General features: G+C 63.9%; 15 protein-coding genes. 8 read left to right on the top strand and 7 right to left on the bottom strand.

Annotation, left to right across the window (positions count from 1 at the left end; all coding sequences use genetic code 11):
* Positions 1-105: 105 nt before the first annotated feature.
* The 3 genes from FJ426_RS23015 (at position 106) to FJ426_RS23025 (ending at position 4,369) form a co-directional block, all read left to right on the top strand.
* A complete protein-coding gene (locus tag FJ426_RS23015; RefSeq protein ID WP_140524987.1) occupies positions 106-975 on the top strand; it encodes a transglutaminase family protein in 870 nt (289 codons plus the stop codon).
* Between the two features lie 287 nt (positions 976-1,262).
* Positions 1,263-2,741 carry a TadE/TadG family type IV pilus assembly protein gene (locus FJ426_RS23020; protein WP_140560733.1) on the top strand — a complete coding sequence of 493 codons (1,479 nt, stop codon included), beginning with the start codon at positions 1,263-1,265 and terminating at the stop codon, positions 2,739-2,741.
* Positions 2,742-3,106: 365 nt separating this feature from the next.
* Positions 3,107-4,369 carry a cyclopropane-fatty-acyl-phospholipid synthase family protein gene (locus FJ426_RS23025; RefSeq protein ID WP_140825529.1) on the top strand — a complete coding sequence of 421 codons (1,263 nt, stop codon included), beginning with the start codon at positions 3,107-3,109 and terminating at the stop codon, positions 4,367-4,369.
* A 1-nt stretch (position 4,370) separates the two neighbouring features.
* Here the strand turns inward: FJ426_RS23025 and FJ426_RS23030 are convergent, their stop codons facing one another.
* Positions 4,371-5,111 carry an MOSC domain-containing protein gene (locus FJ426_RS23030; RefSeq protein ID WP_140492915.1) on the bottom strand — a complete coding sequence of 247 codons (741 nt, stop codon included), beginning with the start codon at positions 5,109-5,111 and terminating at the stop codon, positions 4,371-4,373.
* An 8-nt stretch (positions 5,112-5,119) separates the two neighbouring features.
* Positions 5,120-7,075, bottom strand: coding sequence for an acetate--CoA ligase (acs, locus tag FJ426_RS23035; protein WP_140560735.1), 1,956 nt, complete (start codon positions 7,073-7,075; stop codon positions 5,120-5,122).
* A gap of 304 nt (positions 7,076-7,379) precedes the next feature.
* Between acs and FJ426_RS23040 the strand changes: the two genes are divergently transcribed.
* Positions 7,380-7,652 (top strand): usg protein, encoded by a 273-nt coding sequence (locus FJ426_RS23040; RefSeq protein ID WP_140492921.1) that lies wholly within the window; start codon positions 7,380-7,382, stop codon positions 7,650-7,652.
* A 233-nt stretch (positions 7,653-7,885) separates the two neighbouring features.
* Here the strand turns inward: FJ426_RS23040 and FJ426_RS23050 are convergent, their stop codons facing one another.
* Together FJ426_RS23050 and FJ426_RS23055 are read right to left on the bottom strand one after the other, a co-directional pair.
* Entirely contained in the window at positions 7,886-8,920 is a 1,035-nt protein-coding gene (locus FJ426_RS23050) for an aldo/keto reductase (protein WP_140560736.1), read from the bottom strand.
* A gap of 58 nt (positions 8,921-8,978) precedes the next feature.
* Positions 8,979-10,160 carry an MFS transporter gene (locus FJ426_RS23055; protein ID WP_140560737.1) on the bottom strand — a complete coding sequence of 394 codons (1,182 nt, stop codon included), beginning with the start codon at positions 10,158-10,160 and terminating at the stop codon, positions 8,979-8,981.
* A gap of 124 nt (positions 10,161-10,284) precedes the next feature.
* Between FJ426_RS23055 and FJ426_RS23060 the strand changes: the two genes are divergently transcribed.
* Positions 10,285-11,190, top strand: a complete 906-nt coding sequence (locus FJ426_RS23060) for a LysR family transcriptional regulator (RefSeq protein WP_140492931.1) — start codon at positions 10,285-10,287, stop codon at positions 11,188-11,190.
* Positions 11,191-11,344: 154 nt separating this feature from the next.
* Here the strand turns inward: FJ426_RS23060 and FJ426_RS23065 are convergent, their stop codons facing one another.
* From FJ426_RS23065 to FJ426_RS23075, 3 genes are all read right to left on the bottom strand, one after another.
* Positions 11,345-12,394 (bottom strand): aldo/keto reductase, encoded by a 1,050-nt coding sequence (locus FJ426_RS23065; RefSeq protein ID WP_140492934.1) that lies wholly within the window; start codon positions 12,392-12,394, stop codon positions 11,345-11,347.
* Between the two features lie 117 nt (positions 12,395-12,511).
* Positions 12,512-12,766: a type II toxin-antitoxin system Phd/YefM family antitoxin gene (locus FJ426_RS23070; RefSeq protein ID WP_140492937.1), complete on the bottom strand. Its 255-nt coding sequence runs from the start codon at positions 12,764-12,766 to the stop codon at positions 12,512-12,514.
* A 100-nt stretch (positions 12,767-12,866) separates the two neighbouring features.
* Entirely contained in the window at positions 12,867-13,529 is a 663-nt protein-coding gene (locus FJ426_RS23075) for a YggS family pyridoxal phosphate-dependent enzyme (protein WP_140560738.1), read from the bottom strand.
* A 153-nt stretch (positions 13,530-13,682) separates the two neighbouring features.
* Here FJ426_RS23075 and leuS point away from each other — a divergent pair, with 153 nt between their 5' ends.
* The 3 genes from leuS (at position 13,683) to FJ426_RS23090 (ending at position 19,697) form a co-directional block, all read left to right on the top strand.
* Positions 13,683-16,307 (top strand): leucine--tRNA ligase, encoded by a 2,625-nt coding sequence (gene leuS, locus FJ426_RS23080; protein ID WP_140560739.1) that lies wholly within the window; start codon positions 13,683-13,685, stop codon positions 16,305-16,307.
* Positions 16,294-16,872: an LPS assembly lipoprotein LptE gene (lptE, locus tag FJ426_RS23085; RefSeq protein WP_140518239.1), complete on the top strand. Its 579-nt coding sequence runs from the start codon at positions 16,294-16,296 to the stop codon at positions 16,870-16,872. The genes leuS and lptE overlap by 14 nt, the downstream gene beginning before the upstream one ends.
* A gap of 263 nt (positions 16,873-17,135) precedes the next feature.
* Entirely contained in the window at positions 17,136-19,697 is a 2,562-nt protein-coding gene (locus tag FJ426_RS23090) for a DNA translocase FtsK (RefSeq protein WP_140560740.1), read from the top strand.
* Positions 19,698-19,722 lie beyond the last annotated feature (25 nt).

Raw genomic sequence — 19,722 nt, forward strand, 5'->3', positions numbered from 1 at the left:
CGGCCACCTTTTCGGCCAGTCCCCTTTTCCGCAAGTCAGGGAACCGCGATCCGCCTCCGGCGTTTCAACTTCGCTGCTTTTCCACGACCATCGAAGGGGGACGCGATGCTGATTCGGCTCGGCTACGAAATGGCCATTGAATGCGCTGGAGCCACGCCGGTGATTTCAATGCTCGAGATCCACAGGGACAGGCAGGCCGACATCAAGCGGCAGACGCGCATGCTGACGTCGCCCGCGGTTCCGACCAGGCTCTACAGCGATTTGCATGGCAATTCGTGCCGCCGCTTTACCGCACCCGCCGGCACTTTTCGCATCCTCTACGATGCCGTGGTCGAGGACAGCGGCGAGACGGACGAGGTCAACACGCTGGCACGCGAGGTGCCGGTGGCAGAGCTGCCCGACGAGGTGCTGTTTTATCTGCTGGGCAGCCGCTATTGCGAGACCGATCACCTGAGCCAGCTCGCCTGGGAGCTTTTCGGCCGTTTGCCGTCCGGCTGGGCGAGGGTGCAGGCGATCGTCGATTACGTCCACAACCGGCTGTCCTTCGGCTATGGCTATGCCCGCTCGACCCGCACCGCGGCGCAGGCGCATGAGGAGCAGGTCGGCGTCTGCCGAGACTTCGCCCATCTGGCGATCACGCTCTGCCGCTGCATGAACATTCCGGCACGCTATGTGAATGGCTATCTCGGCGACATCGGCGTGCCGGCCGATCCGGCGCCGATGGATTTCTCGGCATGGATGGAAGTGTTTCTCGACGGCAAGTGGTACACGTTCGACCCCCGCCACAATGTTCCGAGGATCGGCCGCATCGTCATCGCGCGCGGACGCGATGCCACCGACGTTCCGTTGCTGCACAGTTTCGGCCCGCACCGGCTCAGCCTGTTCAAGGTATGGACCTACGAACAGGAGAACAATCTGTTCAACCCGCCCTACCACGCCATCGACAGGACGGTCACCGCGCAGATGCTGGCCTGATCCGGGTTTCCATGCATCCCCATACTGCCTCGCTCTGGCACAGGTGCCGCTGTGCCGCGGCGGGACACGGCCGCGCGCCCTGTGCCGCGACATGCAGGATCTTGGTAAGCGCTTCGTAAATGCCGCGCGAACGCAGCATTGGCGTTTACTGGTCATTCACCTTTCCATCCTTGAAAGCGAAGTAAAAACAAGAGTCTAGTCCCTGGTGCGCGGCCGCTGGCCGCGCCCGGCCGGAATCCTGCATCGATCCGCCCGGCGACGAGGCCGGGGCGAGCGGAGAGAGAACGATGCGGATTTTCGGGGGTCTTGTGGACGCGGCCGGCGACTTTGCCAGGCATCGCGGCGGGAATTTCGCCATCCTGTTCGGATTCGCCGCCTCGGTCTTGGCGCTGGGCGTCGGCTTCGCCGTCAACATCACCCAGCTCTACAACGCCAAATCGAGCCTGCAGAGCGTGGTCGACGCCGCGGTGACGTCGACGGCGCGGGACCTGACGACCGGCGTCATCAAGGAGGCCGATGCCAACAAATCGGTGCAGGCCTTCCTCGACGCCAACAGCACGGCCGGCATCCTGCAGGCCAACCAGATCGTGCTCGACAGGCTGACGGTCGACAGGACCGCCAGGACGGTGCAGGCGGAGGCCCATGCCGACGTCGCCTTCTATTTCCCGCTGTTCGGCACGCGCGACATGCAGCGCGTTCCCGCCTCGACGACAGCGCTCTATTCGGACAAGCAGATCGAGGTGGCCATGATGCTCGACATAACAGGCTCGATGGCGAAGCGGGGCAAGGTCGACAAGATCGGCGATCTGAAAGCAGCAGCGAAAAACGCCGTTCGGACGATGCTCCGGAACCAGGATCCGAAGAACCCCCGCATCCGCGTCGCGATTGTGCCTTACGCATCCGGCGTGAACGCCGGCAAGCTGGCCGAAAACGTCTATGCCGAGAAGCCAGGGAGCTCTGAGCTGCCACCCGTCGCCGGCAGTTCGCTTCTCGTCGCCAAGACGGGCAAAAATTTGCTGCCGTCCTTCAGCGACTACATCTCCATTGTCGGAGCGGCGATGCCACGCCCCGATAATTGCGCCACGGAGCGCAAGGACAAAAATGGCGACGCGGATTTGAGCGCCGACGGCCCAGATGCTGTTCGCACGGACAAGAACGGCAAGAAGTACTACGCCCTGGTCAACCGGGATGATCATCTCGATGGCGGCGGAATGAACAAGTGCCCCGATGCGGAAGTGATCCCGCTGACCGCCGATTCCGGCGCATTGCTTGGTTCGATCGACGACTTCCAGGCTGAGGGTTATACCGCCGGCGCGATCGCCATTCAGTGGACCTACTATATGCTGTCGCCGCAATGGCGCGCTGCGATCAAGAATGCCGGCCTCGGCAACGGCGCCTCGGACGTCAACGCGAAGAAGATCGCCAAGGTCGCGATCCTGATGACCGATGGCCAGTTCAATACCGCCTTCGCCGGTGCCGGGGGCCGCTACAACAGCCAGGGCAATCTTGCGCGCGGCAACGCCGAAACGCTGTGCGGCAACATGAAAAATGACGGCATCGAAATTTTCACCATCGGCTTCGACCTGAACAACAAGGACATGTCGGCAACCGAGCGGGATCAGGCAAAGGCGGTGCTGAAGGACTGTTCGTCGAAAGATGCCTCCACCGCTCAAAAACACTATTTCGAGGTGTCGACCGGGGTGGAATTGGACGCCGCCTTTCAGGAAATCATCCGCAACACCGAAAAGGTCGCGCTGACGCAGTAGGCCGCACAAGGAAAAGGCCCCCGCTTCTTTCGAAGCCGGCGGCCTTCCGTGTTTCCGTCCATGGCGCGGCTCCTGGCGGCAACCCGAGGGGTCGCCCGCCGCGCATCTCGCGCCTTAACGGGAAGACTGCTTCCCGAAAGTGCAATCCGCTGAGGCCACGTTCTGGAAAACGAAATCACTCGACATCGGATCACCTCCTTTCAGTTTGTTGAACACGCACTGATGATGGGGTGCGTTGCAGCAAAAGACAAGACGCCGGATGGAAAAAGACGTTTTTCCGGCTTGGCCGCGTCCTTTCGTGCAAGCGGGTTGCGGCCAGGGGTTCAAGCGGACAAGATCGGCCTACCGAATGCAGGGGGGACGGCATGGACGCTACCGGAAGAGCAGCACGCATCGTTCGCACGGTCGTCGAGGCGTTGAAGCCGGGCTTTGCCGTCAGGCTTTGGACCGGCGAGCGCATCGGTCCGGCCGGCGGCCCGGTGCTTGCCATCAACGACCAGGACATCGTCTGGCAACTGGCCCGCCGGCCAAATTTCTCGACGCTGGTCGAGATGTGGATTTCCAAGGCGGTCGACGTGGAGGAGGGGTCGCTGTTTGACCTCTACGCGCTGCCTTCACGAGGCAAGCTGCGGTTCAAGGCGCTGCCGAAGCTCGCGATCATGCGCGACCTGCCGGCCGTGCTGTTCTCGCGAAGGCAGATGACGCAACGCGCCGATCTCGCCGGGCAAAATCCCTTTGTCAGCGGCTCCAACAAGCAGGCGATCCAGCATCACTACGACATATCGAACGCCTTCTACCGGCTCTTCCTCGACGAGCGCATGGTCTACAGCTGCGGGTATTTCAAGGATTTCGCCAATGACATCGACCAGGCCCAGGCCGACAAGCTCGAGCATATCTGCCGCAAGCTCCGGCTGAAGCCTGGCGACCGCCTGCTCGATATCGGCTGCGGCTGGGGCGCGATGCTGATCCATGCGGCGAAGCATCATGGCGTCGTCGGCCATGGCGTCTCGTTGTCGGAGGCCCAGACCGGACTCGCCCGCGAACGCATTCGGGCCGAGGGGCTGGAGGACCGGATCACAATCGAGATAAAATCCTATGCCGAGCTCACTGGAAGCTTCGACAAGATATCCTCGATAGGCATGTTCGAGCATCTGGGGCTGACCAACCACGCCGCCTACTTCTCGACCGTCCATCGCCTGCTCAAGCCGGGCGGCATCTATCTGCATCATGCCATCACCAGGCGCAGCAAGGGCAGCATGAAGAAGACCTTGCGCAAGGGCTCGGAATACAAGGCGCTGATCAAATACATCTTCCCGGGTGGCGAGATCGACACGATCGGCATGACGTGCGGCAATCTGGAAGCACACGGCTTCCTCGTCCACGACGTCGAGAATCTGCGCGAGCACTACGCCCGCACCTGCCGGCTGTGGGCAGAGCGCCTGCATGCGCGCTTCGACGAGGCCATCGCCGAAGTGGGAGAAGCCAAGGCGCGGCTGTGGCTGCTTTACCTGGCCGGCTGTTCGTTCGCCTTCGATCGTGCCTCGGCGCAGATTTTCCAGACGGTCGCCACCAAGCGGACGCGGGGCCCGAGCGGCTTGCCGCCGACGCGGGCGGACCTTTACCGGTAATTCAGGCGAATCGCATCCCGTCGCCGACCTTGACGCTGGCCGCGCGGTCGACGGTGCAGTAGACGCCGAGATTGTGCGCGTTATGACGCACCAGATTGCGCAGGATCGCCGGATCGTCGTCGAAACCGTCCTGGGCGATGATGGTGAAGCCGCAGCGGCGGCACGGCTCGGAAATGGTCAACAGCAGGTCGCCGACGGCGAGTTTCCTGCCGATCCATTCGGTTTCGGGGAAAGTGCCTTCGACCGCCGCCATGTCGATGACGATGTTGGGACGAAAGCGGCGCGGATCGGGAGTGCCTTGCGGATGCAGCGCCTTCAGGCGCGCCAGGGAGGCGGTGGTCAACAGATGGATCGGCGCCTTGCGGTAGCGCGCCTCGGTCAACGGGCCGGAATAGGCCGGCGGAGCGTTCTCCAGGCCGAACGGACGGATCGAGGCCGGAAAGCCTAGATAGTCGGAAACGGCACGGTCGCTTTCGGCGCCGGGCGCCGCCAGCCAATCTGCGCCGGGAATCGCGATCTCGAGCCTGCGGTCGCCAGTCAGCCGGGTGCGGATGCGCGGCACCTTGTGCCACTTCGGCTCGCGATCGGGACGGGCGATCTCATTGTCGGAGGCATCGACTAGGCCGAACATGCGGTCGCCCTCGATGCTCTCGGTGCCGACCGCGATCGTCTCCAGGCGTTCGCCGGCGAGCGAACTCGCCGGATAGCGCCAGAGTTCGGCAACGCTGCCTATCGCGGCCATGGCCGGTGTCAGCCTTTCTTGTTCTGGCGGTTGGCGACGAGGTCGTCGACGACGGCCGGATCGGCGAGCGTCGAGGTATCGCCAAGGGCGCCGAAATCGTCCTCGGCAATCTTGCGCAGGATGCGCCGCATGATCTTGCCCGAGCGGGTCTTGGGCAGGCCGGGTGCGAACTGGATCTTGTCGGGCGTGGCAATGGCGCCGATCTCCTTGCGGACATGGGCGAGGAGTTCCTTGCGCAAGTCCTCGCTCGGCGTCTCGCCGGCCATCAGCGTGACGTAGCAGTAGATGCCCTGGCCCTTGATGTCGTGGGGATAACCGACGACGGCGGCTTCCGAAACCTTGTCATGGCTGACCAATGCGGATTCGACCTCGGCCGTGCCCATGCGGTGGCCGGAGACGTTGATGACGTCATCGACCCGGCCGGTGATCCAGTAATAGCCGTCGGCATCGCGGCGGCAGCCGTCGCCGGTGAAGTACTTGCCCTTGTAGGTCGAAAAATAGGTCTGCACGAAGCGGTCGTGATCGCCATAGACGGTGCGCATCTGGCCGGGCCAGGACTCGGTGATGCATAGATTGCCGTCGGCGGCTCCTTCAAGCACCTTGCCCTCGCCGTCGACCAGTTGCGGCTTGACACCGAAGAAGGGCCGCGTGGCCGAGCCAGCCTTGAGGTCGGTGGCGCCCGGCAGCGGCGTGATCATGATGCCGCCGGTCTCGGTCTGCCACCAGGTGTCGACGATCGGCACCTTGGCGTTGCCGACGACGTTGAAATACCACTCCCAGGCCTCCGGATTGATCGGTTCGCCGACCGACCCCAGCACGCGCAGCGATTTGCGCGAGGCCTTTTTCACATGGTTGTCGCCGGCGCCCATCAGGGCGCGCAGCGCCGTCGGCGCGGTGTAGAAGATGTTGACCTGGTGCTTGTCGATGACTTCCCAGAAGCGCGACTGCGAGGGGTAGTTGGGCACGCCCTCGAACATCAGCGTGGTGGCGCCGTTGGCGAGCGGCCCGTAGACGATGTAGCTGTGGCCGGTGACCCAGCCGACATCCGCGGTGCACCAGTAGATGTCGCCTTCATGATAGTCGAAGACATATTGGTGCGTCATCGAGACGTAGACGAGATAACCCGCCGTGGTGTGCAGCACGCCTTTCGGCTTGCCGGTCGAACCCGACGTATAGAGGATGAACAGCGGATCCTCCGCCTTCATCTTCTCCGGCTTGCACTCAGCCTTAACGGTCGCGGCCTCTTCGTGGTACCAGACGTCGCGGCCCGGCGCCCAGCCGATCTTGCCGCCGGTGCGGCGGACCACCACTACCTTTTCGACCCTGGTACCGGCTTTTGCCGCGATCTCGATCGCCTTGTCGGTGTTCTCCTTCAACGGGATCGGCTTGCCGCCGCGCAGGCCCTCGTCAGCGGTGATGACGATGGTCGACTTGCAATCGTCGATGCGGCCGGCGAGCGCGTCGGGCGAAAAGCCGCCGAAGACGACCGAGTGGATGGCGCCGATACGCGTGCAGGCGAGCATCGCATAGGCCGCTTCCGGGATCATGGGCATATAGAGGGTGACGCGGTCGCCCTTCTTGACGCCGTGCTTCTTCAGCACGTTGGCGAAGCGGCAGACATGCGCATAGAGCTCATTGTAGGTGATCTTGCGGTCGTCGTAGGGGTTGTCGCCTTCCCAGATGATGGCGGTCTGGTCGCCGCGCTTCTTCAGGTGGCGGTCGATGCAGTTGTAGGAAACATTGGTCTGGCCGTCCTCGAACCATTTGATGGAGACCTTGCCGTCGAAGGAGGCGTTCCTGACCTTGGAGAAGGGTTTGAACCAGTCGATGCGCTTGCCGTGCTTGCTCCAGAACCTGTCCGGATTCTTCACGCTGTCGGCGTACCATTTGAGATAGGTGTCGTTGTCGATCAGCGCATTCTTCTTCCAGGCCGGCTGAACGCGGTGGACATGAACCTCGGACATTTCCTGCTTTTCCTCCCGAAACTAACGCCGGCTTGAACCGCCAGCGGGATCGCGGCGACGCGGCCGCGAATTCGCGCGCATTATTAACAGTTCCGCGATGACGGCAACATTAGACGTTGGGTTTGCGCGGCGGGATGCCGCACATGGGTCCGCGGCTGCTGTCAGCACTTGCACCGGACCGCTGCTAACTTCATGTTTTCGCGTGCTAAAGCCGGTTTCGATCAAGAAAAAATCAATAGACGGTTAAGCAACCGCGCGCACAATCCATTGTTGGGAGGAAGGAGAATCAACCCGGGGAGCAAAAATGCGCGACCAGCTTGAAATGGACCTGATGCTGCGGGGCTATGGCCTGACTACGGCCAATATCCTTTATCATTTCCCAGACCATCCGCATCTGTTGCAGAGCTTCATATGGCAGGACTACGACATCGCGCCGAAGTTTCCGGTGCTGATCCGCTTCATCGAGTTCTGGAAGACCAAGCTCGAGGGGCCGCTGCATTCGGTCAGCTACACGCACCAGAAGCTCATCGCGCCCAACGAGTGGCGCAAGGTGGACGGCGAATTCGTGCTGCATTAGGGGCCGCTGCTCCGAGGCCGTAAGGTCGGCACTCTACGGCGCCCCCCTCTGTCCTGCCGGACATCTCCCCCACCGGGGGGGGAGATCGGCAGCTTTGCTAACAGCGCCATCCCTTCACGTTGGAAATTGGCGAAAGCCGAGGTGACATCCAATCTCCCCCCGTGGGGGAGATGTCCGGCAGGACAGAGGGGGGCGCCGCCCCGCTAATCTTCGGCTCTAGCAATCGGACACGCTCAAACCGCCGGCGGGCTCAGCCGGGCGAAGGCCTCCTGGCGGCGATAGGGAAAATAAGGGTAGGGCGCGGTGACTTCGCTTGCCGCATCGAGCTTCCCGATCTGCTCCGGCGTTAGCGCCCAGCCGACGGCGCCGAGGTTCTGGCGCAACTGCTCCTCGTTGCGGGCGCCGATGATGACGGACGACACGGTGGGGCGCTGCAACAGCCAGTTGATGGCGATCTGCGGCACGGTCCTGCCTGTCTCCTGCGCCACTGCATCGAGGGCCTCCATGACCCGGTAGAGATGCTCGTCCTCGACCGGCGGTCCGAAGCTCGCGGTGTCGTGCAGCCGGCTTTTCTCCGGCAGAGGCTGGCCGCGACGGATCTTGCCGGTCAGGCGGCCCCAGCCGAGCGGGCTCCAGACCAGCGCGCCGACGCCCTGGTCGAGGCCAAGCGGCATCAGCTCCCATTCATAGTCGCGGCCGACCAGCGAATAGTAGACCTGATGCGCGACATAGCGCGGATAGCCGTGCCTGTCGGCCAGCCCGAGCGATTTCATCACCTGCCAGCCGGAGAAATTGGAGACCCCGACATAGCGCAATTTGCCGGCGCGCACGAGGCCGTCCAGCGTCGATAGCACTTCCTCGATCGGCGTGCCGGCATCGAAGGCGTGCAGTTGCAACAGGTCGATGTAATCGGTGCCGAGCCGCTTCAGCGCGGCGTCGACGGCCTTGATCAGCCGCGAACGCGAGGAACCATAGTCGGCCGGCCCGTCGCCCATCGGCAGCGAGGTCTTGGTCGAGATCAGCACGGCATCGCGCCGGCCCTTGATCGCCTCGCCGAGCACCTCTTCCGAGGCGCCGTTCGAATAGACATCGGCGGTGTCGAACAGATTGACGCCGGCCTCGAGGCAAATGTCGACCAGCCGCCGCGCTTCCCTGGCGTCGCTGTTGCCCCATGCGCCGAACAGCGGGCCGGAACCGCCGAAGGTTCCCGCTCCGAACGAGAGCACCGGCACCTTCAGGCCCGATGCGCCAAGATTTCGATAGTCCATTTTCTTACTCCTTGTGATTTTGAAAGAAGTCGAATCGATCCGGCTTTGCCGGCGAGCTTCACGACCGAACGCAGACGGGCGCGCCGAGCGCGGTGCCGCGGTCGAGACGCAGGGCCAGTCCCGCCACGGCGAGTGCCGCGACCGGCAGCAGCGCGGCGACCCAGGTGAGCGAACCCAGGCCAAGACCTTGGGCAATGACCGCGCCGCCGAGCCAAGCGCCGGCCGCGTTGCCGAGGTTGAAGGCGGCGATGTTGAAGGACGAGGCGAGGCTCTGGCCAGCACCTTGGGCCTTTTCCAGCACCCACATCTGCAAAGGCGCCACGGTGGCGAAGGCGGCGGCGCCCAGCAGGCCGACATAGATCACGGCCAACACCTGGCTGTGGATAGCAAAGCTCATGGTCGCCAGAACCAGGGCGAGCACCACAAGACTGCCGAGCACCGCCGGCACCAGCCAGCGGTCGGCGATCTTGCCGCCGGCGATATTGCCGGCGATGAGGCCGCCGCCGAAGACGAGCAGGATCAGCGAAACGGCCGCTTCCTTGAAGCCGCTGATCTCGGTCAGCAACGGGGCGATATAGGTGAAGACGGCGAAGACGCCGGCATAGCCGAGAACGGTGGTGGCGAAGCCGAGCAGGACGGGCGTACGGCGCAGCACGGCGAGATCGGCGCGCAGGTCGCTCTTCTCGGGAGCTGTCCGATTGCGCGGCACCAGTGCCAGGATGACGGCAAAGGCCGCGAGACCGACCGCGGTCACCGCCCAGAAGGTGGCGCGCCAGCCGAAAGCCTGGCCGAGCCAGGTGCCGAAGGGAACGCCGAGAATGTTGGCGATGGTCAGGCCGGTGAACATGAGCGCGATCGCCGACGCCTTCTTGTTGGGCGCGACCAATCCGGTGGCGACCACCGAGCCGACGCCGAAGAAGGTGCCATGGGCAAAGGCGGTGATGACGCGCGCGCCCATCAATGTCCAATAATCAGGCGCCAGCGCACAGGCCAGGTTGCCAATGGTGAAGATCGCCATCAGCGCCAGAAGCACCGTCTTGCGCGGCCAGTTGCCGGTGGCGATCGTCAGCAGAGGTGCTCCGATGACGACGCCCAGCGCATAGCCGGAAATCAGTTGGCCGGCGGCCGAGATCGAGACGCCGAGATCTTTGCTGACGTCGATGAGCAGGCCCATGATGACGAATTCGGTGACGCCGATGCCGAAGGCGCCGGCGGCGAGAGCATAGAGAGCGAGAGGCATGATGTTTCCACTTCGGCGGTGACGGGCGCCCTGTCCAGGCCGCGCCCCGACCGGGAAGATCGTGTGGCCATGCGATGTGAACCAGACTTGCTCCAGGCATACTTTCTGTGAAATAGATTCACAGATGGCGAGATCCGACATCAATCGTTCCGGCGAGATCGAAGTGTTTGTGCGCGTCGTCGAGGCGGGCAGCTTTTCGGCGGCGGCACGTGCCTTGCGCATGACCCCGTCCGCGGTGAGCAAATTGATCGCGCGGCTGGAGGCTAGGCTCGGCGCGCGGCTGGTCACCCGCTCGACGCGCAAGCTGCAACTGACGCCGGAAGGCACTGCTTTCTACGACAGCGGCATGCGCATCCTCGCCGACATGGACGCGGCCGAGCGCGAGGCGGCCGCCGGGGCGGCGCCGCGCGGCCGGTTGAGGGTCAACAGCTACGTGCCGTTCGGCCACCACCGGCTGATGTCGCTGCTGCCTCGGTTTCTGGAGCGTTATCCCGAGATTTCCGTCGACGCCGTGCTGACAGACAGCGTGATCGACCTTCTGGAGGAGCGCGCCGATGTGGCGATACGCGCCGGGCCCTTGCGCGAGTCACGGCTGGTAGCGCGCAAACTGGGGCAGAGCCGGATGGTGCTGGTCGCGGCACCCTCCTATGTCGAAGCGCGTGGGACGCCGCGCACGCTGGCCGATCTCGGGCGTCACAATATGCTGGCCTTCGGCTTTGCGCGGCATATAGACGGCTGGCCTTTTGTCGATGCGGCAGGTGCGCCGGTCATCGTCCCGGTTGTCGGAAACGCAACGCTGACCGACGGCGAGGCGATGCGGCGGATCGCGCTGGCGGGAGGCGGAATCGCTAGGCTGGCGCGCTGGCATGTCCAGCCGGACATCGACGCCGGGGCATTCGTCCCGTTGCTGGAGGAATTCAACCCAGGCGACGAGGAGGCCACCCATGCCGTCTATGTCGGCCAGGGCAAGCATCTGCCTGCGCGGGTGCGGGCTTTTCTCGATTTTCTCTCGGAGGCCGTTCGCCTCTAGAGCAGTTCACCGTTTCGTGGAAACGGCGAACCGCTCTAACTCTTTGTTTTGACGCAATTCTGGACAGAAAACCGCACACACTTTTCTTGGAATTGCTCTAACTGAGAAGCCGCGTACCTAAGGCACGCGGCTTCGAAGCAAGCTCGAAAAGCGATCAGGCCTTCGGCACGAACGGCGCCGGCCGCCGGCCGGCCGCCTGCCGCTCCAGCATCCAGCCGGGATATTCGGCCGGCAGCGCGCTCACCTCGTCCAGTCTGGCGAGATCATCGGTATCAAGTTTGAGGTTCGTGGCGGCAAGGTTCTGTTCGAGCTGATCCATGCGGCTGGCGCCGATGATCACGCTCATCACGAAGGGCTTGGCCAGGACATAGCCTAGTGCCACGGTAGCGACGCTGACGTCATGCTTTTTGGCGATCTCGCGCATGACCGCGACCGCCGCCCAGGCGCGGTCCTCGTTGACCGGTGGGAAGTTGAAGGAGGCGCGGCGGCCCTCGCCATTGCCGGGCGCACCAGGGCCGTATTTGCCGGACAGCAGTCCGCCGGCCATCGGCGACCAGACCATAAGACCGAGCTTCTCCTCGTTGATCAGCGGCACGATCTCGCGCTCGAGATCACGACCGGCGATCGAGTAATAGGACTGGATGGTCTCGAAGCGGGCAAAGCCCTTGCGGTCGGCTATGCCAAGCGCCTTGGCGATGCGCCAGGCCTGCCAGTTGGATACGCCGACATAGCGGACCTTGCCGCTGGCGACGAGATCGTCCAGTGCCCTGAGCGTCTCATCGATCGGCGTCACCGCGTCGGTTCCGTGCAACTGATAGAGATCGATATGATCGAGCTGCAGCCGTTCCAGGCTGGCATCGACCGAGTCCATGATGTGGCCGCGCGAGGAGCCGCGCTGGTTCGGGCCTTCGCCCATGGCGCCGTGAACCTTGGTGGCGACGACCACGCTCGACCTGTCAACGCCGAGATCCCTGAGCGACTGGCCGAGCAGGCGCTCGGATTCGCCGAAGGAATAGACATCGGCCGTGTCGAAGAAATTGACCCCGGCGGCGAGCGAGCGGCCGACGATCTCGTTGACGCCTTTCTGGTCGAGACTGGCGATCAGGCCCCATTGGGCATTCTGGCCGGCTGCACCGAAGGTCATGGTGCCGAGGCAGAGTTCGGAGACGAACATCCCCGTATTTCCAAGCTGGTTGTAATGCATGGCGAAAGCTCCAGAGATTTGTGATGACACAGATCAAATAGGAACGGTACGTTTCGTTTCCAGCGCTGGCGTAATCAGCCGGTAGAACTGGACCATCTTGCCGGTGACAGAAACTTGTCAGAGATGGACCGCTCGGATCATTGTGTTCGGGCGGCGATTGACCTCCTCGACAAATTCGTCATCCCAGACGAGGACGGAGAGAAGATATTGCGCAAGGGAGGGCTTTGCGCCAACCCACCGTTCGTAGTCCTCAACCGCTAGCACCACGGCAGATGGCTGCCCTCGCACCGTAATGGTTTGCGGCCCTTTTTCGCGCGACTGTCTTACCAGCTTCGAGAGGTTGTTTCTTGCGTCCCGCAGCTGCCAGCTCAAGAAGACTACTCCTCGCTTGACTCGCAAGATGTGTTCAGTCCGTCTGTGTATCACAGGCTTAGAACTCACAGACGACAGGGCCAACCCAGGGCGGACGGTTTTATCGACTGCCGAAGATCGCCGAACCGACCCTGACACTGGTGGCGCCGAAGGCGATGGCCGTCTCGTAATCGCCGGACATGCCCATCGACAGTTTGGCGACGCCTGCCTCCCGCGCCAATTTTTCCAGCAGGGCGAAATGCGGGCCGGGGTTCTCGTCCGCCGGCGGAATGCACATCAGGCCTTCGATGGCGAGGCCGTGGACATCGCGGCAGCGGGCGACGAAGGTCACGGCGTCGCGCGGCTCGATGCCGGCCTTCTGCGGCTCGGAGCCGGTGTTGACCTGGACGTAGAGCTTTGGCGCCCGGCCTTGCCGGGCGATCTCCTTGGCGAGTTCGGCGGCGATCTTCTCGCGATCGACCGTCTCGATGACGTCGAACAGCGCCACGGCTTCCCTGGCCTTGTTCGATTGCAGCGGTCCGATCAGATGCAGTTCGACATCGGGGAAAGCCTCTTTCAGCGCCGGCCACTTGCCCTGCGCTTCCTGCACCCGGTTCTCGCCGAAGACGCGCTGACCTGCCTCGATGACGGGCCTGATGTCGGCGGCGTCAAAGGTTTTGGAAACCGCGACCAGCGTCACTGCGCCAGCGTCGCGCCGGGCTTCGCGCTCGGCGGCGGCGATCTTCGCCTTGACCGCTAAAACCTGCTGAACGGCGTCGCCCATGTCCAAATCCCGCTGTTTTGACCGCGTTTTTTCCAGACGCGATACCCATATGGTTGACGGGTTTGCCAAACCATGGTGAACACCCGGACCACATCCAATGGACTGCCGAGCTGTCGCCCGCAGTCCGCATGCTTTTTAAGTGAAAAACGTCCCATGGCAACCGAACGATACAATCCGCGCGCGTCAGAGCCCAAATGGCAGAAGGCCTGGGCCGACAGGAAGCTGTTTGAGGCGCACAACGATGATCCGCGCCCGAAATACTACGTGCTGGAGATGTTCCCCTATCCATCGGGACGCATCCATATCGGGCATACGCGCAACTATACGATGGGCGATGTGGTGGCGCGCTACAAGCGGGCCAAGGGTTTCAACGTGCTGCATCCGATGGGCTGGGACGCCTTCGGCATGCCGGCCGAGAACGCGGCGATGCAGAACAAGGTCCATCCCAAGGAATGGACCTACCAGAACATCGCCACCATGCGCGAACAGCTCAAGGTCATGGGCCTGTCGCTGGACTGGGCGCGCGAATTCGCGACTTGCGATGTCGACTACTACCACCGCCAGCAGATGCTGTTCCTCGACTTTGTCGAGAAAGGCCTGGTGACGCGCAAATCCTCGAAGGTCAATTGGGATCCGGAGGACATGACGGTGCTCGCCAACGAGCAGGTCATCGACGGGCGCGGCTGGCGCTCGGGCGCGCTGGTCGAACAACGCGAGCTGACGCAATGGTTCTTCAGGATAACCGATTTTGCGCAGGATCTCCTGGATTCGCTCGATCGCCTCGACGAATGGCCCGAGAAGGTCAAGCTGATGCAGCACAATTGGATCGGCCGTTCGGAAGGTCTGCTGATCCGCTGGCCGCTGGCGGCTCCCGTCGCCGGCGAGCAGGAGCTGGAAGTCTATACGACCAGGCCCGACACCATCTTCGGCGCCTCCTTCATGGCGGTCGCCGCCGACCATCCGCTGGCCAGGAAGGCCGCCGAGACCAATCCGGCGCTGGCGAGCTTCATCGACGAAGTCCGCCATATGGGCACTTCGGTGGCGGCGCTGGAGACGGCCGAGAAGAAGGGCTTCGACACCGGCATCCGTGTCGTGCATCCGTTCGACGAGAACTGGACGCTGCCGGTCTACGTCGCCAATTTCGTGCTGATGGACTACGGCACCGGCGCCATCTTCGGCTGCCCGTCCGGCGACCAGCGCGACCTCGACTTCGCCAACAAATACGGCCTGCCGGTGATCCCGGTGGTGATGCCGGAAGGGGCTGATCCCAAGACCTTCCAGGTCATCAAGGAAGCCTATGTCGACGACGGCGTGATGATCAATTCGCGCTTCCTCGATGGCATGAAGCCGGAGCGGGCGTTCGACGAGGTGGCGAAGCTGCTGGAGCAGAAGACGATCGGCAACCGGCCGATGGCCGAGCGCAAGGTCAACTTCCGCCTGCGCGACTGGGGCATTTCGCGCCAGCGCTACTGGGGCTGCCCGATCCCGATGATCCATTGCGAGGATTGCGGCGTGGTGCCGGTGCCGAAGGCAGACCTGCCGGTGAAGCTGCCCGACGATGTCGAGTTCGACCGCCCAGGCAACCCGCTGGACCGCCACCCGACCTGGCGGCATGTCAAATGCCCGCAATGCGGCAAGGATGCGCGGCGCGAAACCGACACGATGGACACGTTCGTCGATTCGTCCTGGTATTTCGCCCGCTTCACCGCGCCCTGGGCGAACGAGCCGACCGACCCGAAGGCGGCGAACGAGTGGCTGGCCGTCGACCAGTATATCGGCGGCATCGAGCACGCGATCCTGCATCTGCTCTATTCGCGCTTCTTCACCCGGGCCATGCGCGAGACCGGCCATCTCGACCTGGCCGAGCCGTTCAAGGGCCTGTTCACGCAAGGCATGGTGGTGCACGAGACCTATCGCGTGGGATCGGCATCGAACGGGCGCTGGCTGGCGCCGACCGAGGTGCGGCTGGAGGACGTCGACGGCAAGCGCCGCGCCGTCGAGATCGCCACGGGCGAGACGGCGGAGATCGGCTCCCTGGAAAAGATGTCGAAGTCGAAGAAGAACACGGTCAGCCCGGAAGACATCACCGACGGCTACGGCGCCGACACCGCGCGCTGGTTCATGCTGTCGGATTCGCCGCCCGAACGCGACGTCGAATGGACCGACGACGGCGCCGCCGGCGCGCATCGCTTCATGCAGCGCATCTGGCGCCTGGTCTCGACCGCGGCCGAATCGCTGGCCGGCATCGCACCCATAGCGGGCGGTGGCGGTGAAGCCGGGGCGGTTTCCAAGGCCACGCACAAGATCCTGAAAGCGGTCGGCGAAGACATCGAGAAACTCGCATTCAACCGCGCCATCGCCCGCATCTACGAACTCGCCAACGTGCTGACCACGCCGCTCAATGAGGTGGCCGAAGGCAAGGCCGATGCCGCGCTCAAAGGCGCCTGCCGGGAGGCCGTGGAGGTGCTCGTGCACCTGATCGCGCCGATCATGCCGCATCTGGCCGAGGAATGCTGGGAGGCGCTCGGCGGTGCCGATCTGGTCGCCGAACGGCCGTGGCCGATCTTCGACCCGGCGCTGGTCGTCGACAATGAGGTCACCTATCCGGTCCAGGTCAACGGCAAGAAGCGCGGGGATTTGACAATTGCCCGCGACGCGGACCAAGGTGCGGTCGAAAAAGCCGTGCTCGCTCTCGACTTCGTGCAGAAGGCGCTCGAAGGCAAGGCTCCGCGCAAGGTGATCATCGTGCCGCAGAGGATCGTCAATGTCGTTGCCTGATCGGGAAAAGACAGAGCTGAGCCGTTTGCTGCGCCGTGCCGCGCTTGCCGGCCTTGTCGGCTCGCTTGCGCTCGTTTCGGCCTGCCAGGTGCGGCCGCTCTACTCGAGCGCGCCGCTGTCGACCGGCTCGAGCGCCAATGCCGAACTGGCGTCGATCGCCATCAAACCGGTCAGGACGCGTTACGGCCAGCAGGTGCGCAACAATTTGATCTTCGGATTTGGGCGCGGCGCCGGCGAACCGGCATCGCCGGCCTACTCGCTCGACCTCGGCGTGACCGAAGCCGTTGAATCCTCGGCGCTCGTGCAGGTCGGAACCGACCAGGACGAGCCGACCGCCGGTTCGGTGACGCTGACCGCCGGCTACAGGCTGACCGATGCCAAAACCGGGGCGGTGATCGCGACCGGCAAGCGGGCGATCACTTCGTCCTTCGACAGGCCGCGCCAGGAATTCGCCGCGTACCGGGCACAGATCGATGCCGAGAACCGCGCCGCGCGCGAGCTTGCCAACGCGCTGCAACTGTCCATCGCCCAGGATCTCGCACGGCACGGCAAGACGGCCGGTTAGCGCCGCTCTCCGTTTCATGGTGGCATAACAATCTGGTGCCTGAAGGCCGCCTTTGCCACGGCTCCGGAGCCGGTTCTCCGTTCGCCTTTAGCCGAAGCACGCGGGTGTGTTGACGATCGTGGGATGACGATCGGCCGCACGGGTCCGATCGTCCGACACCGCTGTGAAAGTCACGCTTCGCCGCTCTTGGGGGGCCGACGGGAAGCAACTGTTAACCACTCGCTCTCTATTGCTCAGCAGACATTTCAGCGTGAGTCTTGAGCATGGAATCCAAGCGTTTTCCTCGGGTCAGTTCATTGAAGGCAGCGTCGCCCGATGACCCCGGGGTGAAGCGTTTCACGGGTGTGGACAACAAGGCGGACAGCCAGCGGGCAAGAGCAGCAGGAGCCGGCCCTTCCCCATCCCCTGTCGATCTCGGCGGCAACGAAAGCCCTGCCTGGCAAGACTATTTCTTCCTGGCGCCCAATGTGCGGTTTACGCGCACGCCGGACTATGAAGCCAGCACGCGCCGTCCGCGGGACCAGGCGATTGCCGTCGAGCAAAGCGAATCACCAGCACCGCAGGCACCTGGCCAATCCACCGCGGCTGGGACGTCTTCATCGGCGCCAATACCAAGCCGAAACCTTTCTTCGGGCGCCGCCAGGCCGCCCGTCGGCAACAGAGCCGTGGTGCAACCGGCCCCGGCGCCGGTTCCGTCAGGGCATGCCGGCGAAAAGGCGCGGGCCGCCGCTACGCCTGCGGGCCACAGGATGACTGCGGCGGCGCGGGCATCCGCACCGGCAGCGTCCGCCCAAGCAGCGACAGCCCCGGTCAAGACGCCGAGCCGCGAAAATGTGCGCTGGCCCTATCTGTCGGATCACGTCTTTTTCGAGGTCATGGCGCCCTATTTGGTCGAAGGCCCGTCACCCGCGCCGCGGGCCGTTCCGGTTGCACGCACGACCGCGCCTGTGGTCACCGAGCGGATCGACAACCGCCACGCGCCAACGGCCGATCCGACCGCGTTGTTCCGTGTCATCGAATGCCTTCCGGGGTCGCCAGCTCCGTCCGCCGCGCCGGATGTCCGTCCGGCCAACTCCAACCAGGCCGCGGTTCAGCCGGCGGCGAACCGCGTGCCGCAGCAAGCCCGGACTCCGGCCGCAATTCCCGCCGTCGCAAGCAATGCCGTTCCGGCACTGGTCACGCAAAGTTTGGAGCAAGCCGTACCGGCTCCGGCCGCGCGCGCATCGTCGCGAGCACCACTGGTCCGCAGGATCGTGCCGACCGCGACGGGCGAGACGTACGAACTTCCCTCGGAAGAATTGTTGCAGCAGCCGCCGGAGGGACAAGGCTTCTACATGTCGCAGGAGCGGCTCGAGCAGAATGCCGACCTTCTGGAAAGCGTGCTCGAGGACTTTGGCGTGCGCGGCGAGATCATCCATGTTCGACCCGGCCCGGTCGTCACCCTCTATGAATTCGAGCCGGCTCCGGGCGTCAAATCCTCCCGCGTCATCGGTCTTGCCGACGACATCGCCCGCTCCATGTCGGCGATCTCGGCGCGCGTCGCCGTCGTGCCGGGCCGCAACGTCATCGGCATCGAGCTTCCGAACGAGGCGCGCGAAACCGTCTATTTCCGCGAGCTGATCGAATCGGAGGGCTTCCGCAAGACCGGCTGCAAGCTGGCGCTCTGCCTCGGCAAGACGATCGGCGGTGAGCCTGTCATCGCCGAACTGGCAAAGATGCCCCACTTGCTCGTTGCCGGCACCACCGGTTCCGGCAAGTCGGTTGCCATCAACACGATGATCCTGTCGCTGCTCTACCGGCTGAAGCCGGAGGAATGCCGGCTGATCATGGTCGATCCCAAGATGCTCGAACTCTCCGTCTATGACGGCATCCCGCATCTTCTGACCCCGGTCGTCACCGATCCAAAAAAGGCCGTTACCGCGCTCAAATGGGCGGTGCGCGAGATGGAGGACCGCTATCGCAAGATGGCGCGGCTCGGCGTGCGCAATATCGACGGCTACAATCAGCGCGCCGCCGCTGCCCGCGAAAACGGCGAGACGGTCGTCATGACCGTGCAGGCGGGCTTCGAAAAAGGCACCGGCGAGCCGCTCTTCGAGCAGCAGGAAATCGACCTCGCGCCAATGCCTTACATCGTCGTCATCGTCGACGAGATGGCCGACCTGATGATGGTCGCCGGCAAGGAGATCGAAGGCGCCATCCAGCGCCTGGCGCAGATGGCGCGCGCGGCCGGCATCCACCTGATCATGGCGACGCAGCGCCCCTCGGTCGATGTCATCACGGGCACGATCAAGGCCAATTTCCCGACCCGGATTTCCTTCCAGGTCACTTCCAAGATCGACAGCCGCACCATCCTTGGCGAGCAGGGCGCCGAGCAGCTGCTGGGTCAGGGCGACATGCTGCATATGATGGGCGGCGGGCGCATCGCCCGCGTGCACGGCCCGTTTGTCTCCGACGTGGAGGTCGAGCATGTCGTGGCGCATCTGAAGGCGCAGGGTCGCCCCGAATACCTGGAAACCGTGACGGCCGACGAGGATGAAGAGGAAGACGAAGGCGATGAGGGCGCGGTCTTCGACAAGGGCGCCGTTGCGGCGGAGGACGGCGATACCAGCTATGACGAGGCGGTCAAGGTGGTGTTGCGCGACAAGAAGTGCTCGACGTCCTACATTCAGCGCCGCCTCGGCATCGGCTATAACCGCGCCGCGTCCCTGGTCGAGCGCATGGAGAAGGAGGGTCTGGTCGGTGCACCAAACCATGTCGGCAAGCGCGAGATCATCATGGGCCGGCGCCCGCCGGTAACCGCAGCTGAGGATGACGGCACGGACTGACCGGCCTCTTGATCCGCAGCGCACG

Origin of the sequence: Mesorhizobium sp. B2-6-4, assembly GCF_006441495.1 — a bacterium.
In the GTDB taxonomy this organism is placed as follows: Bacteria; Pseudomonadota; Alphaproteobacteria; order Rhizobiales; family Rhizobiaceae; genus Mesorhizobium.